Source organism: Catellatospora chokoriensis (genome assembly GCF_011297315.1).
GTDB classification, from domain to species: Bacteria; Actinomycetota; Actinomycetes; order Mycobacteriales; family Micromonosporaceae; genus Catellatospora; species Catellatospora citrea.
The window spans coordinates 256,250-272,054 of sequence record NZ_JAAOTI010000014.1 but is presented as its reverse complement, the minus strand read 5'-3'; the positions used below and the strand labels follow the sequence as shown (position 1 = coordinate 272,054).

The window sequence follows — 15,805 nt, the reverse complement described above, 5'->3', positions numbered from 1 at the left end:
TGACGCCGTGGCTCATCTCGTGGCCCGCGACGTCCAGCGACACGAGCGGGCGGCTGTTGCCCGAGCCGTCGCCGTAGGTCATCTGCGCGCCGTCCCAGAACGCGTTGACGTACGCGTTGCCGTAGTGGACCCGGCTGGGCACGCCCGAGCCGTTGCCGAAGATGCCGTTGCGGCCGTGGATGTTCTTGAAGTAGTCGAACGTCTTGGCCGCGCCGAAGTGCGCGTCCACACCGGCGGACTGCCGGTTGGAGTTGGCCCCGGTGCCCCACGCGTTGTCCGCGTCGGTGAACGTCGTACAGGTCGACGTGCCGTTGTTCATGTCGCAGGTGCGGCCGTTGCCGCGCACCGGGTCGATCATCTGGTACGTCGAGCCCGACAGCGTCGTGTCGATGCTGACGTTGCCCGTGTAGATGCCGTTGCCGGTGCCGGTGACCGTCTCGATCTCGTCGAACGAGCCGATGAGCGCACCGGTCTGCGCGTCGGTGACGACGTGCAGCTTGGACGGGGTCTGGCCGTCGGCCAGCCACCCGTGCAGCGTGGTCTCCCAGGCCAGGCGGCCCTGACCGGTGCTGGCGTCGACGAACAGCTCCGAGCCGCGCTCGGCGGTGATGGTCCCGGAGAAGTTGGCCTTGGCCGTCTCCAGCGCCTTCGCCGCGGTGACCTTCGGGGTGGTCGCCACGGAGATGGGCGCGATCAGGCCGTTGGACACGCCGGCGTAGGCGCCGCCGGCCTTGGTGTGCACCACGAAGTCGCCGCCGTACACCCGCAGACCCTGGTAGGTGCGGACGTACTTGGTGTGGGTGGCGCCGCTGGCGTCCTGGCGGACGCGGTCGACGGTGTAACCGTCCGACGCCGACGAGCGGATGTCCGCGGCATTGGCGCCGACGGACGCGGCGCGCGCTGCCGCGGCCGTGTCGGGCGCTGCCGCGCCCGAGGTTGCTGACACTGCCACGAACGCGACCGCGGTGACGGCCACGCCGGCAGTGGCGAGGATCTTCCTCACGAGTCCTCCCCGACTCTCCACAAAGTTCTCGTGGCGGTAGCCACGAGTTCCCTATGGATACCCTGTTACCCCCTTACATAGAAAGACTTGAGTATGCGGATTCATGTGTGACATACTCGCGCGCGCTTGCCGCCCCAGCCGTCACACATTCGACCCGTCCGGTCACTCCGGAATGTTCTGTGTGCCGATGCGCTTGCGGAACACCCAGTAGGTCCAGCCCTGGTAGAGCACCACGATCGGCGCGAACACCACGGCCACCCAGGACATGATCTTCAGGGTGTACGCCGACGACGCCGCGTTGAGCACGGTCAGACTGTTGACGGCGGGCTCGACGGTCGACGGCAGCACGAACGGGTGCAACCCCGCGAAGAGCGACGCCACGGCCAGCGCGATCGCCGCCGCGGTGCCCGCGAACGCCCAGCCCTCGCGGCGGCCGTCCGGCTCGGTGCGCGACCGCATCCGGTTCGCGACCAGGCCTCCGACCAGGCACAGCGCCGCGAGCACGGACAGCGTCACCGCCGCCGTGCCGCCCCGGTGGGCCAGCGTCAGTCCGAGGAACAGCACCGCCAGCGCGGCCGCGCCCAGCCCGGCCCGGCCCGCCAGCCGGTTCGCCCGCTGCCGGATGTCACCGCTGGTCTTCAGCGCGATGAAGATCGCGCCGTGGGTGAGGAACAGGGCGACCATGGTCGCCCCGCCCAGCAGCGCGTACGGGTTCAGCAGGTCGAGCACGCTGCCGACGTGGTCGTGCCCGGCATTCAAGGGGATGCCGCGCACCACGTTGGCGAACACGAGACCCCACACGAACGCGGGCACCGCCGAGCCGAACACGATGCACCAGTCCCAGCGCCGCCGCCAGGCCGCCTCCGGGCGCTTGCCGCGGAAGTCGAAGGCCACCCCGCGCAGGATCAGCGCCAGCAGGATCAGCAGCAGCGGCAGGTAGAACCCGGAGAACAGGGTGGCGTACCACTCGGGGAAGGCGGCGAACATCGCCCCGCCCGCGGTGATCAGCCACACCTCGTTGCCGTCCCACAGGGGGCCGATCGTGTTGATCACCACGCGGCGCTCGCGGTCGTCGCGGCCGAGCACGGGCACCAGCATGCCGACGCCGAAGTCGAAGCCCTCCAGCACGAAGTAGCCGACGAACAGTCCCGCGATCAGCAGGAACCACAGGGTGGACAGTTCCATGGCGCACCTCTCCTAGTACGCGAAGGCCAGCGGGCGGTCCTCTTCGGACTCGCTCACGGGTGGCGGGGTCACGTCGGGCAGCCCGGCGCGGGCGTACTTCAGCAGCAGCCGCACCTCGATGAAGGCCAGCGCCCCGTAGAGCAGGGTGAAGACCGCCAGCGAGGTGATCAGCTCGGCCGCGCCGACGTTGGGCGAGTTGGCGGCGGCCGTCTTCATCTCGCCGAACACCACCCACGGCTGGCGGCCCATCTCGGTGAAGATCCAGCCCGTCGAGTTCGCCACCAGTGGCAGCAGCGGCAGCAGGGGCAGCGCCCGCACCAGCCACTTCGAGCTGGGCGTACGCCCGCGCCGGATGGCCCACAGCGCCCACAGCGCCAGCAGCGCGGCGGCCGAACCCAGGCCGATCATGAGGCGGAACGTCCAGTAGGTGAGCGGGATGTTCGGCTTGTAGTCACCCGGCCCGTACCTCTGCTCGTACTCGGCCTGCAGGTCGTTGATGCCCTCGACGCGGCCGTCGAAGCTGCCGGTGCCCAGGAACGACAGCAGGCCGGGGATCTCCACCGACCAGACCGGCCGGCTGCCGTCGAGCGTGCCGACGGTGAACGCGGAGAACGGCGCGGGCTGCTCGGATTCGTACAGCGCCTCGGCGGCGGCCATCTTCATCGGCTGCACCTCGGTCATGATCTTGCCCTGGATGTCGCCGGTGAGCAGCATCGCGCCCATCGCCACCAGGGTGGTCCACGCGCCGATCTTCACGGCGCTGCGGTACGCGCCGGTGTCGCTCCCCGGGCGGCGCACCAGGTGCCACACCGCGACCGCGGTGACCAGTCCGCCCGCGACCAGGAAGCAACCCGCGACGGTGTGCGGCACGGTGATCAGCGCGACCTTGTTGGTCAGCACGGCCACGATGTCGGTCAGCTCGGCGCGCCCGGTGTCCGGGTTGATCCGGTAGCCGACCGGGTTCTGCATCCAGGAGTTCGCGGCCAGGATGAAGTACGCGCTGAGCACGGTGCCGACCGCGACGACCCAGATGCAGGCGGCGTGGATGCGCTTCGGCAACCGGTCCCAGCCGAAGATCCACAGGCCGAGGAACGTCGACTCCAGGAAGAACGCGACCAGCGCCTCCATGGCCAGTGGCGCGCCGAACACGTCGCCGACGAACCGCGAGTACTCGCTCCAGTTCATGCCGAACTGGAATTCCTGCACGATGCCCGTGACGAGGCCCATCGCGAAATTGATCAGGAACAGCTTGCCGTAGAACTTGGTGAGCTTCAGCCACTTCTCGTTGCCGGTGCGTACCCAGGCCGTCTCGAAGGCGGCCACCATGAACACCAGGCCGATGGTGAGCGGCACGAAAAGGAAGTGGTAGACGGTGGTGACACCGAACTGCCAGCGGGCCAGATCAGTCACGTCCATGCCGGGACTCCTGCCTGTGCGAGGCTACTGACAGCAGCGTGCTCCCTGTATATGAGCTGAATGACGCCGTCTCCCCCCAATGCGAGCTGTGTCACGCTCGTACGTCACTGTCCGGCTCGCTCCGCCGGACAAGCCATTTCGAGACGTCTGTGCCGGAGCCGTCGGCCATTGATTCCCGGTGCTCTGAAAGCGGCCCTGCCGGCGCGCTCGCCGCGGCCTTCTCCTGGCTCCCCCATACGCTCCTGGGATGCGCGCAGTGTTGAAGGTGGGCGCCTGTCAGACGCCAGAACTGCTGGGCGACGTCGACGCCGCGATCGCCTGCATGGCCGGATTCGCCGCGCGGGACGAGGCCCACGACCTCGACCTGCTGCTGTTCCCCGAGGGCTTCCTGCAGGGCTACCTGGTGGAGCCCGCGCACCTGAACGCCCACGCGCTGAGCCTCGGCTCGGCCGGGTTCGCCGCGGTGCTGCGACGGCTGCGCCCTATCCGGCAGACACTGGTCTTCGGCATGATCGAGGCCGACGGCGACGACCTGTACAACTCGGCGGTCGTGGTCACCGGCGGCGAATTGACCGGGATCTACCGCAAGACGCACCTGACCGGCGGCGAGCATTACTTCACGTCCGGCGGCTCGTGTCCGACGTTCGTCCGCAACGGCGTCCGGTTCGGCATCAACATCTGCTACGACACCCGGTTCCCCGAGGCCGCCGCGGCGGTCGCCGGGCAGGGCGCGCGGGTGCTGCTGGTGCCCGCGCAGAACATGATGCGACGGCCCGCCGCCGACGAGTGGCGCGACCGCCACCACCGGATCAGGGCCGAGCGGGCGCGGGAGACGAGGATGTGGCTGGTCTCCGCCGACGTCACCGGCGAGCGCGACGAGCAGCGGGTCGGCTACGGCCCGACGAGCGTGCTGAGCCCGGCCGGCGAGGTGCTCGCGCAGGTCCCGCTCGGCACGACGGGCATGGTGACGGCCACGATCCGATGATCCGTCCGGCGTCGGTCAGCCGGTGCGGTCAGCGCGCGCAGCGCGCGGGTGATCGACATGCGCGAGAACGTACCAACGGGTGGCCGCGGTGAACAGGGGCGCACGACGGCTGTTGCGTTCGGACGGTCGGCGGTATTTCATGGCGTCGGCGATCGAAAGATCGGCATGGTCACCCCGGGAGGACGCGATGCTCGCACGGCTCGGTCGGATCGCCGCCCGGGGGCGGTACGCCGTCATCGCGGGCTGGGCCGGGATCGCCCTGTGCGGGGCGGTCTTCGGCGGCACGGTCTACGACCGGACCCAGCCCCTGGACGACCTGCGCCCGGACGCGCCGTCGACCGCCGCGCAGGCGCGCCTCGACGCGTTGACGCCGACCGGCGAGCAGCTGGTCGCGGTGCTGTCCGGGCGGAACTTCTTCGCCACCGACCTCGTCAACCAGGCCACCCAGATCATGTTCGAGATCCGGGCGATCCCCGGCGTCGTCAAGGTCACCGACCCGTGGACCGCGGGCTCGGCGCAGATCACGGCCGACAGCGAGAGCTCGCTGGTCGTCGTCGAGCTGTCACCGCGGTTGAGCGACGACGACGCGCTCGCCGTCGCCGACCGGGTCAGCGCGGCGCTGCACCGGGTGGCCGTGCCGCAGGTGCTGGTCGGCGGGAAACTGCTGGCCGAACGCGACTTCGGCGACCAGGCCGTCGCGGACGCCGCCCTCGGCGAGTCAGTCGCGCTGATCGTGCTGTGCGGTGCGCTGGTGGTGATGCTGGGCGGGCTGGCCGCGGGCAGCCTGCCGATCGGCGCGGCGCTGGCCACGGTCGCCGGCACCCTGCTGGCACTGACCGGACTGGCGGGCGCGATCGGCGTCAGCGACTACACCGTCAACGTGGTCACCCTGCTCGGTCTGGGCCTGGCCGTCGACTACAGCCTGCTGATCGTCGCCCGCTTCCGTGAGGAACGCGCCGCCGACCCCCGCGCGCCGATCCCGGACCTGCTGGCCCGGACGGTGGCCACCGCCGGGCGGGCGGTGCTGGTCTCCGGGCTGGCCGTGGGCGCCGCGCTGTCCGGCCTGTTCGTCTTCGCCGACCCGCTGCTGGCCGCGATGGCGCTGGGCGGCGCGCTGGTGGTCCTGCTGGCCACGGCGACCGGCCTGACCCTGGTGCCCGCGCTGATCGCGGTCGCGCACCGGCGCATCCCCGCGCCGGGGACCCGGACCTGGGTCTGGCGGCGTCCCGTGCGGCGCGGCCCCGGGATGCTGGCCCGGTCGGCGGCGTTCGCGCAGCGCCGACCCGCCGCGGTGGCGCTCGCGGTGACCGCGGCCCTGCTCACCCTGAGCGTGCCGCTGCTGCACGTCAACCTCGCCGACTCCGACGCCCGCGCGCTGCCCGCGAGCAGCGAGGCCCGGCAGGCGTACGAGGCGTACGAGCACCACTTCGCCGCGAAGTACCCGCAGCCGGTGCCCGTGGTGATCGAGGCGGCGGCCGGGGACGCGGCGGTGCAGTCGCTGTTGGCCAGGATTCGCGCCCTGCCGGGGGTGACCGATGTGGACCTGCGTGAGAACGTGCCGCCGCAGGCCGTCATCGCCGAGGTGGAGCGACCGGGCCCGGCCGCGGACGAGCACGCCCAGCAGTTCGTCCGCGACCTGCGTGCGCTGGAGACCTCGGTCCCGGTGCTGGTGGCGGGACCCGCCGCGCAGCTCGTCGACGCGAAGGACGCCACCGCCGACCGGCTGCCCGTCGCGCTGGCCGTCGTCGTGGTCGCGACGGCGCTGCTGCTGTTCCTGCTCACCGGCTCGCTGGTGGTGCCGGTGAAGGCGCTGCTGATGAACCTGCTGACCATGCTGGCCACGCTCGGCGTGCTGGTGGCGGTGTTCCAGTGGGGCTGGGGCTCGGGTCTGCTCGGCTTCACCCCGTGGGGCGCGCTGGACCTGACCACACCGCTGCTGCTGTTCGTGTTCGTCTTCGGCCTGTCCATGGACTACGAGGTGTTCCTGCTCGCCCGGATCCGGGAGGAGTGGGCCCGCCGCACCGGCGACGACCGCGCCGCCAACGACCGCGCCGTGCTGGCCGGGATCACCACCACCGGCCCGGTGGTCACCGCCGCGGCGGTGTCGATCGGCATCGTCTTCCTCGGCTTCGCGCTGGGTGAGCTGGTCGCGGTCAAGGAGATCGGCGTCGGCATGGCCGTCGCGGTCCTGCTCGACGTCACCGTGGTCCGCGGCCTGCTCCTGCCCGCCGCGATGTCCCTGCTCGGCCGCGCCAACTGGTGGCCCGCCCGAGGCACCGCGCTGCCGCCCGCACCCGCACCGGCCCCGCCGGACCTGCCACGCCCGCGCCGCGAACGCCCCGCGAAGGCGTCATCGGCCGCCGCCGTGCGCACACCACGCCCCTGATAGACGCTGGCCTATCTGATCGATTATTTATAGATCAAAGTCGACCAGATAGGCCAGCGTCTATGCAAATCGCCTCCGCCGGGGAGGCGCGAACGGGCGCGTTAGGGTGCCGTGTGCCGATCCCCCATCCCGATGCCGTGCTGCTGCGTGCCCTGCTGGTCCACCACGAGGACGCCTCGGGCAGCATGCCCGCGCTGCTGTGGCGGGCCGGTGACGGCTGGCAGATGATCTCCAGCGCCGTCCTCGGCGGCGGCCTGGGACCGCGGGCCTGGGTGCTCAATGCCCAGGTTGGACACGGGTACACCCGGCTGGACCCGGACCGGCACCTGGCCGAGATCGCACAGCGGCACGGCATGACCGGGCGCGGCGTCGGCCTGATGACCGCCGCCCGCGTGGCCGAGGGGGCCTTCGCCGTCGACGGCGGCGTCGAGGCGCTGGTCACGGCGGGAATCGGCGTGTGCGGCTGGGCCGCAGACCCCGCCGCACCCGCACGAGGCGCGGCCTGGACCACGGCGGCGGATACCGCGCTCGCGACCGACCCCGCGGCTGCGGTGACCGGGCCCGAGGCCGGTCCGGCGGCGGCGGTCCCTGCGAAAGCCGCGCCGGGACGGGCCGCCCCGGTGCCGGGCACGGTCAACATCGTCATCGCGTTGCCGGTGGCGCTGTCGCCCGGCGCGATGGTCAACGCGGTGGCCACCGCCACCGAGGCGAAGGTGCAGGCGCTGCTGGACGCCGGCTTCGACGCCTCGGGCACCCCCACCGACGCGGTGTGCGTCGCCGCCCGGGACGCGGGCCAGGAGGTCCTGTTCGCCGGGCCGCGTTCGGAATGGGGGTCGCGCCTGGCCCGAGCAGTGCATACGGCCACATGGGAGGCGGCGCTGCGCTACCGCGCCCGCCGACTTTCGTAGAGACGGCAAGAACTTTTGGAGCATTGATCGAAAGATATGGACAGCGCGATCGAAAGCGTCTAATGTCTCGATCCACCCTCCGATGTAACGGGCGTGTTAATCGTCGGCGTCGATGACCACCCGTGCACGGCCACCTCCCCTCTCCCAGGAGCAACGATGGGCAGACGACTGCTACGCCGAATGCGCGGTCCCGTGCTGGTCTCCCTGGCGCTCGCCCTCGCGGGCGGGGTGTGGGCCGCGCCCGCCGCCGCGATCCCCACCCAGGAACCCGGCGTCACCCTGCGCGTGTTCGACCTCCAGGTGCCGCTCAACGAGATCTGCGTCCTCAAGCCGGGCCAGACGCCCAACGTCGACAAGCTGATGCCGACGGTCAACTGGACCGCCGCCGCCGACTTCGGGTTCGAGGACCTGTTCCTCGCCCAGGTGCTCGGCAACGTCAACATCACCACCGCCGGCTCGTACACCTTCCGGCTCACCAGCGACGACGGCTCCGAGCTGATGATCGACGGCGCGATGGTGGTCAACCACGACGGCCTGCACGGCGCGACCGCCATGGAAGGCACGGTCAGCCTCACCACGGGCTACCACGCGCTGCGCATCGACTACTTCGAGCGCACCGGCGGCCAGCAGCTCACCCTGGAGTGGCGCACCCCCGGCTCGTCGGCGTTCACGCTGGTGCCGAACTCGGCGCTGAGCACCGACGCGGGCGTGGTGCGGGTGACCGCGCCGGGCCGCAAGGAGTGCGAGGGCGTGGCCGACTCCCCGGGCGACGGCCTGCCGCTGACCGGCGTGCACCCCGGATACACGCTGACCAACCTGCGGCCGGGCACGTTCCAGCCGAAGGTGACCGGCATGGACTGGCTGCCCGACGGCCGCCTGGTGATCTGCACCTGGGGCGGCGACGACCAGTCCGGCACGTCCCAGGCCGGTGAGGTCTACGTGCTGGGCAACACCGGCGGGGCGACCAGCCCCGGCAACGTGACCACGAAGAAGATCGCCGGCAATCTCAAGGAGCCGATGGGCCTCAAGGTGGTCGACGGGGTCGTCTACGTCACCGAGAAGCAGCGGCTGACGCAGCTGCTCGACACCAACGGCGACGACGTCGCCGACCAGTACAACACGATCGCGACCTGGCCCTGGGGCGGGAACTTCCACGAGTTCGCGTTCGGCCTGCTGTACCAGGACGGCTTCTTCTACCTGAACCTGTCGGTGTCCATCAACTACGGCGGCGCGACCACCGTCCCGCAGCCCGCGAGCAACCGGGGCACCGCGATCAAGGTGAACCGGACGACCGGTGCGGTGTCCTACATCGCCGGTGGTCTGCGCACCCCGCACGGCATCGGCTGGGGTCCGGAGAACGGCATCTTCGTCACCGACAACCAGGGCGGCTGGCTGCCCTCGTCGAAGCTGCTGCACATCAAGCAGGGCCGGTTCTTCAACCACTACACCACCCCGGCGGGCCCCTTCGACACCGCGCCGGTGACCCCGCCGGTGCTGTGGATGCCGCAGAACGAGATCGCCAACTCGCCGAGCACCCCGATCCTGCTGCCCAGCGGCACGTACGCCGGGCAGTTCGTGATCGGCGACGTGACCTACGGCGGTCTGCAGCGCGCGTTCGTGGAGAAGGTCAACGGGGAGTACCAGGGCGCGCTGTTCCGGATGACGCAGGGCCTGGAGGCGGGTGTCTCCGAGGTCAACATCGGGCCGGACGGGGCGATCTACCTCGGCGGGCTCGGCGCGGGCGGCAACTGGGGCCAGTCCGGCAAGCTGACCTACGGCCTGCAGAAGCTCACCCCGAACGGCACGTCGGTGTTCGACATCCTGGCCGTGCGGGCCACCGGGGCCGGATTCGAGATCGAGTACACCCAGCCCCTGTCGGCGGCGACGGCGGCGAGCCTGGCCTCGGCGTACAAGCTCAAGCAGTGGCGCTACCAGGCCACCGCCGACTACGGCGGCCCGAAGCTCGACGAGCAGAACCTGACCGTCACCTCGGCCACCATGTCCGCCGACGGCAGGAAGGTGACCCTGGCGGTCGACGGCCGGCTGGCCGGGCGCGTGGTGCACATCCGCTCGCCGCGCCCGTTCACCTCCAGCACCGGCGCGTCGCTGTGGAGCACCGAGGCCTGGTACACCCTCAACGCCATCCCCGGCCAGACCCCGCCCCCGTCGGACGGGATCTACCAGGCCGAGTCGGCGGCCCGCAGCGGCGGCGCGACGGTGGCCACCGACCACACCGGCTACACGGGCACCGGCTTCGTCGCCGGATACGACACGCTGGGCGCGGCCACCACCTTCACGGTCACCGCGGGCACGGCCGGGACCTACCAGGCGGCGCTGCGCTTCAGCAACGGCCCGAACCCGTTCGTGGGCCCGAAGACGGTCAGCCTGTATGTCAACGGCGTCAAGCAGCGGCAGGTCACCCTGGGCAACACCGGCAACTGGGACACCTGGTCGACGATCACCGAGAGCGTCGTGCTCAACGCGGGCGCCAACACCATCGCGTTCAAATACGACAGCGGCGACACCGGGCACGTCAACCTCGACGCGCTGACGCTGACCGGCGGGGCCGGGGCGATCGTCGGCATCGGCGGCAAGTGCGTCGACGTGGACAACGCGGGCACCGCCAACGGCACGAAGATCCAGCTGTGGACCTGCAACGGCAGCAACGCGCAGCGCTGGAGCCGGGTCGGCAGCACCTACCAGGCGCTCGGCAAGTGCCTGGACGTCGACAACGCGGGCACCGCCAACGGCACCAAGGTGCAGCTGTGGACCTGCAACGGCACCGGCTCGCAGGTCTGGCAGCCGCAGCCGGACGGCACGATCCTCAACCCGCAGTCGGGCAAGGTGCTCGACGCGCTGTCCGGCAGCTCCGCCGACGGCACCCAGCTGCACATCTGGCAGGCTGCCGGGGTGCTCAGCCAGCGCTGGGCGGCGGCCGGCAGCGGGCAGCGCATCCAGCTGTTCGACGGCGACGACGTGGCCTCGTGGCAGAACTCCAGCGGCGGCGCGGCGACGTGGCCGTTCTCCGGCGGCTCGCTGGAGTCGCTGGGCGGCGACATCCGCTCCCGGCAGGCGTTCGGCGACTTCAAGCTGCACGTGGAGTGGTACGAGCCGCTCTACCCGGCCGACGTCACCGGGCAGCAGCGCGGCAACAGCGGCATCTACCTGCAGGACCGGTACGAGCTCCAGGTGCTGGACTCCTACGGCGACACGGCGCTCGACAACACCGAGGCGGGCTCGATCTACACCAAGGCCGCCGCCACGGTGAACGCGGCGGGCGCGCCGGAGACCTGGCAGTCCTACGACGTGGTGTTCAAGGCGGCCCGTTTCGACGGTTCCGGCAACAAGACGGCCGACGCCCGGGTCACCATCGTGTGGAACGGGTTCGTGGTGCACAACGACATCACGATCAACGGGCCGACCGGGGCCGGTGCGCCGGAAGGCGCGGCGGGCGGACCGCTCCGGTTGCAGGACCACGGGGACGCGGGCGCGAACCCGCGGTTCCGCAACATCTGGCTCGAACCGCTGTAGCCACACCCCGCAAATCGAACGAATGCTGCGCCCCTGCTGCTACAACAGCAGGGGCGCAGCCTTGTGACCAGGCAGGAAATCTAATCTCGACTAATCCTACCGGTCTTGTATAGAATCGACGGCGTCGCCACCTCCCGCCCCGAAAGGCGTACGCCATGAGTGACCCGACCCCGCCGCCGACCGCCGCCGAACCCCCCACCGTCGCCCGCGCGCAGCGCTTCGCCCTGAACGAGGACTGGCTGGCCACCGCCGTCGGCCTGCTCCTGGTCGCCCTCGTGCTGACCGGCGTCATCCCGACGGGCCTGGTGCCGTGATGGTCGCCACCGAAGAGGACCTCGTCGCGCCGCCCGCGCAGCGCCCCGCCCGCACCTGGCCGTGGCTCGTGGCCGGCGTGCTCATCGTGCTCGTCCTCGGTTCCGTGGCCCGGTTCCTCGAGGACACCGTCCCCGCCGCGGCCAAGGGCACCAGCCTGGAGAAGTTCGCCGCCGCCGTCGAATACCCGATCTACGCGATCACGCTCGGCCTCATCGGCAACGTCATCGTCTACTACGCGGGCCTGCGCGAGCGCATCGCCGACGCGGTGCGCACCGAGTTCTTCATCAAGACCGGCCTGGTGCTGCTCGGCGCGTCCATCAACCTCAGCCTGATCGTCAAGGCCGCCGGGCCCGCGGTCCTGCAGGCCGTGCTGCTGATCAGCAGCGTCTTCCTGATCACGTGGTATCTCGGCGGCCTGCTCGGCCTCGACGAGAAACTGCGCGCCCTGCTGTCGGCCGCGGTCTCGATCTGCGGCGTCAGCGCCGCCATCGCCGCCGCCGGCGCCGTGCGGGCCAAACGCGAGCAGCTCGCGTACGCGGCCAGCCTGGTCATCATCTTCGCGCTGCCGTCGATCTTCCTGCTGCCGTGGCTCGCCGACGTGTTCGGGCTCAGCCCCGCCGTGGCCGGCGCCTGGATCGGCGGCAACATCGACACGACCGCCGCGGTCACCGCCGCCGGCGCGATCTCGGGCGAGCAGACCCTGCAGATCGCCACCATCGTCAAGGCCACCCAGAACGCGCTGATCGGCATCGTCGCGGTCGCGCTGACCGCGTACTTCGCGTTCAAGGTGGAGAAGGACGCCGACGCGCAGCGCCCCGGCCTGCGCCAGCTGTGGGACCGCTTCCCCAAGTTCGTGCTCGGCTTCATCGCCGCCTCCGCCATCGGCACCTGGTATGCCGGGACGGTCAGCGCCGCCGAGGCCAAGGCCCACATCGGCGTCGTCAACGACCTGCGCACCTGGTTCCTGATCCTCGCCTTCGTCAGCATCGGCCTGCAGTTGCGGGTCAGCGCTCTGCGCGAGGCGGGCTGGCGGCCGGTCGCCGTGTTCGGCGGCGCGACCCTGGCCAACCTCGCCATCGGCCTCGGGCTGGCCTCGATCCTGTTCGCGGGTTTCACCGCCTGACCGCATCGACTCCGCGCGCCGGTTCCGGGCCGACGGACCGGCGCGCGGCCCGTGTCCGGAACCCGGCACCGGCGCGCGGCTCGCCCTCACGCCCTCGATCCGCACCCGGCCCTATCGTCGAGGCATGGACACACCCGCGCTGGTCGACGCGTTCAACGGCGCCTGGAACGACCACGACCTCGAAGCCGCGCTCGACCTGTGTACGGCCGACGTGGTGTTCGAGAGCACCGACCCCGCCCCGGACGGACGGCGCCACGAGGGACGCGACGAGGTCCGGGAAGCGTGGCGTCCGGTGTTCGAGCAGCTCTCGGGCCGGTTCGACATCGAGGAGCTGACCATGGCCGGTGACCTGGTGGTGCAGCGGTGGCGCTACGACTGGGGCACGGGCCACGTCCGCGGCGTCGACGTCATCCGGGTCCGCGACGGCCGGATCGCCGAGAAGCTGTCCTACGTCAAGGGCTGACGGGCATCGGTGCAAAGCGGTCCCGCCGCGGGCGTCGACCCGCGGCGGGACCTGCCCGCTCAGCCCAGCGGCGCGTCCACCTGGGCGGGATCCATCGTCGCGGGCGGCGTACGCGGCTCCGGGTCCACGGCCCGCAGCAGCTTCGTCGGCTGCGGCACCGGCTCACGGACCGGTGGCGGCGGCAGCGCCACCGGCGGCTCGACCTGAGCCTGGCCCGCCGACGCGGCGTCCGGCACGGTCGCCGGGCCGAACGCCTGGGCAGTCAGGGACGGCGACGGACTGGCCGATGGCGACGGCGTGCCTGACGGCCACGGTGTGCCCGACGGCGAGGCCAGCGGCGCGGCCGACGGCGGCACCTGCGCCGAAGCGGACGGGCCTGGCTGAGCCGAGGCGGACGGACCGGGCGAGACCGACGGACCGACCGCCACCGCTGACGGAGACGGGCTCCCGGACCCCGACGGGCTGACCGACGGCGACACGCTCGCGGATGCCGACGGGCTCGTCGAAGGACTCGCGGACGAGCCGGTGGACGGCGGCGTGGAGACCGGCGGGCGGGCCGCCGACGGACCGGCCGAAGGCGTGGCCGGCGGGGAAGCGCTAGCCGAAGGCTTGGCCGACGACGCGCTCGGCGACGGTTTCGCAGACGGCGACGGGGACGGGGACGGCGTGAACGACGGCTCGTCGTCGTCGCCGGAGCAGCCGCCGCAGCTGTAGTACAGGATGTCCCAGTGGTTGCCCTCGTCGGTGTAGATGTTCCCGGACGGGGCCTTGTACTGGTATCCCCAGCCCTTGATGTAGCCGACGTAGCGGAAGTACCGCTTGATGTAGCGGCCGATGCAGTCGTACTTGCTGATGTCGAGCTTCCAGCCGTTCCAGTGGGTGTACGTGCCGGAGCCGTGGCCGGTCTCGGTGCCGCCGGTGACGCGCAGGTCGCACTTGCTGGCCTTGCGCAGCGTGAGCAGGCCGTCGACGGTGGACCGCCGGATGCGCTCGAACGACGTGCAGCTGGCGTTGTTGCGGTTGGAGCAGTTGCCGCTGGACCAGATCGAGATCCCGGCGTCGCGGAAGATGTCGACGGTGGTGCGGTGGCTCAGGTAGGCGGCGGCCTGCGCACTGGCGCCGGGCCAGCCGAGGACGAGGACGGTAGCCGTGGTCAGCAACAAGAGACCACGTCGCACAGGGCGGCGCATGGATTCTCTCCACTGCTCGGGGATGTTCGGTTGCCCTGACGCTACCGAGAACCGGCGTAAACCGGACAAGAATTCGCAAAATCGTCCAAATGCCCCATTACCTGCCAGTCGGGGCCGGTGGCACGGTCGTCCAGGCGCCGGCGCGGGAGGTGAGCACGGTGAGGGCGTCGGCGGCGAGGCCCGCGTGGTTGTCGGCGGTCATGTTGAACACGCCCGTGACGCCTACGCAGCAGGCGCGTTCGAGCTGATCGCGGGCGGCCATCTTGTCCCGGTGGCCGAGGAACGCCTGGTGCAGCAGGGTTGTCGCGTCGGCGGCGTACCCGGCGGACGGGGCGGGGGCGGTGCCCAGCTCGGCGGCGAACCGGCGCACGCTCGACCAGTTCGGCAGCGCCTCCGGGGCCTCGGCCGCCACCGGCAGCCACGGGCTCACGGCCCGTACGCCCGCTGCGGCCTCGCCCGCGAGCTGGTGGAACGTCGCCGTCGCCGCGTCCGGCGTGGACAGGACCGGGCCGGTCCAGGCGGCGGTCTTCGCTGCTGCGGCAGCCGCGGCGGCGAGCGGTGCCGGCAGGTCCAGCAGCAGCGCCTCGGGAGCGGCGGCGACCAGGGCCTTCACCTTGTCCACCAGGCCTGTGCCGTCGAGCGGCACCGTCTCGGTGGACACGATGCGCGCGGCCTGCCCGGCCGCCTCGGCGGCGAGCGCCTCGCGCAGGGCCGGGTTGTCGCGCGCGTCGAGGCGCAGCACCCCGGCGGTGCGCTGACCGGCGGCCGTCATCGCGGCCAGCAGCGCGCGGTGCACCTGCGCGTCGGTCGGCGCGCTGCGGAACGCGTACGGCGAGGCCGGGGCCGGGCCGGTGGACGGGAGCACGAGCGGGGTGCAGGCGGCCTGGGCGGTGCCGGTGACCGCGTCGTCGAGCCAGCCGGCGGGCGGTCCGACGAGGGCATGCACGCCCCGGTCGAGCAGCCGGGACACGGCTTCACGCGCGGTCGCGGCGGTGTCGCCGACGTCCTGGACCAGCAGTTCCAGCTGCGCGGCGGGGTGCGCGCCGCCGTGCCCGGCCGTGCCGTTGAGCGCGTCGGCCCGTCGCTGCACGCCCAGCAACTGCTGGCGGCCGTGGTCGACGAGGCCGCCGGTGCGCGCGACGAGCACGCCCACGCGCAGCGGCGGATCGGCGGCGGCGGACCGGCCCGCGGGCAGCAGGGGCGCCGTGGCGAGTCCCAGCCCGGCGGCGATCACGGACCTGCGGGTCAGCTGACGGAACATGGTCTACCTCCGCGTGCTCGATCGGTGCCGCGAATGATC

The 15,805-nt window shown here is 71.6% G+C and carries 12 protein-coding genes; 7 read left to right on the top strand and 5 right to left on the bottom strand.

What is annotated here, in order from left to right; genetic code table 11:
* The 3 genes from HAV39_RS22480 to HAV39_RS22470 all read right to left on the bottom strand — a co-directional run.
* Positions 1-1,003, bottom strand: a 1,003-nt coding sequence (locus HAV39_RS22480; RefSeq protein WP_191841120.1) for a M4 family metallopeptidase, incomplete at its 3' end; no start/stop codon positions are given.
* A 162-nt stretch (positions 1,004-1,165) separates the two neighbouring features.
* Positions 1,166-2,188: a cytochrome d ubiquinol oxidase subunit II gene (gene cydB, locus HAV39_RS22475; protein ID WP_191841119.1), complete on the bottom strand. Its 1,023-nt coding sequence runs from the start codon at positions 2,186-2,188 to the stop codon at positions 1,166-1,168.
* Positions 2,189-2,200: 12 nt separating this feature from the next.
* Complete coding sequence (locus tag HAV39_RS22470; RefSeq protein WP_191841118.1) at positions 2,201-3,604, bottom strand: cytochrome ubiquinol oxidase subunit I; 1,404 nt, start codon at positions 3,602-3,604, stop codon at positions 2,201-2,203.
* A 247-nt stretch (positions 3,605-3,851) separates the two neighbouring features.
* Here HAV39_RS22470 and HAV39_RS22465 point away from each other — a divergent pair, with 247 nt between their 5' ends.
* The 7 genes from HAV39_RS22465 (at position 3,852) to HAV39_RS22435 (ending at position 13,315) form a co-directional block, all read left to right on the top strand.
* Positions 3,852-4,589, top strand: coding sequence for a carbon-nitrogen hydrolase family protein (locus HAV39_RS22465; protein WP_191841117.1), 738 nt, complete (start codon positions 3,852-3,854; stop codon positions 4,587-4,589).
* Positions 4,590-4,776: 187 nt separating this feature from the next.
* Positions 4,777-6,975, top strand: a complete 2,199-nt coding sequence (locus tag HAV39_RS22460; protein ID WP_191841116.1) for an MMPL family transporter — start codon at positions 4,777-4,779, stop codon at positions 6,973-6,975.
* A 113-nt stretch (positions 6,976-7,088) separates the two neighbouring features.
* Entirely contained in the window at positions 7,089-7,883 is a 795-nt protein-coding gene (locus HAV39_RS22455; RefSeq protein WP_239121072.1) for an adenosylcobinamide amidohydrolase, read from the top strand.
* Between the two features lie 156 nt (positions 7,884-8,039).
* A complete protein-coding gene (locus HAV39_RS22450; protein WP_191841114.1) occupies positions 8,040-11,414 on the top strand; it encodes a 3-keto-alpha-glucoside-1,2-lyase-like domain-containing protein in 3,375 nt (1,124 codons plus the stop codon).
* 155 nt (positions 11,415-11,569) lie between these two features.
* On the top strand, positions 11,570-11,728 hold the full coding sequence (locus HAV39_RS22445) for a hypothetical protein (protein ID WP_191841150.1): 159 nt from the start codon (positions 11,570-11,572) through the stop codon (positions 11,726-11,728).
* On the top strand, positions 11,728-12,852 hold the full coding sequence (locus HAV39_RS22440; protein ID WP_191841113.1) for a YeiH family protein: 1,125 nt from the start codon (positions 11,728-11,730) through the stop codon (positions 12,850-12,852). The genes HAV39_RS22445 and HAV39_RS22440 overlap by 1 nt, the downstream gene beginning before the upstream one ends.
* A 124-nt stretch (positions 12,853-12,976) precedes the next feature.
* The gene (locus tag HAV39_RS22435; RefSeq protein ID WP_191841112.1) at positions 12,977-13,315 is read left to right on the top strand and encodes a nuclear transport factor 2 family protein; all 339 of its coding nucleotides are present in this window, start codon (positions 12,977-12,979) and stop codon (positions 13,313-13,315) included.
* Between the two features lie 59 nt (positions 13,316-13,374).
* Here the strand turns inward: HAV39_RS22435 and HAV39_RS22430 are convergent, their stop codons facing one another.
* Together HAV39_RS22430 and HAV39_RS22425 are read right to left on the bottom strand one after the other, a co-directional pair.
* Positions 13,375-14,505, bottom strand: coding sequence for a flagellar biosynthesis protein FlhF (locus tag HAV39_RS22430; RefSeq protein WP_191841111.1), 1,131 nt, complete (start codon positions 14,503-14,505; stop codon positions 13,375-13,377).
* Between the two features lie 97 nt (positions 14,506-14,602).
* Positions 14,603-15,766, bottom strand: coding sequence for an ABC transporter substrate-binding protein (locus tag HAV39_RS22425; RefSeq protein WP_191841110.1), 1,164 nt, complete (start codon positions 15,764-15,766; stop codon positions 14,603-14,605).
* Positions 15,767-15,805: the final 39 nt, after the last annotated feature.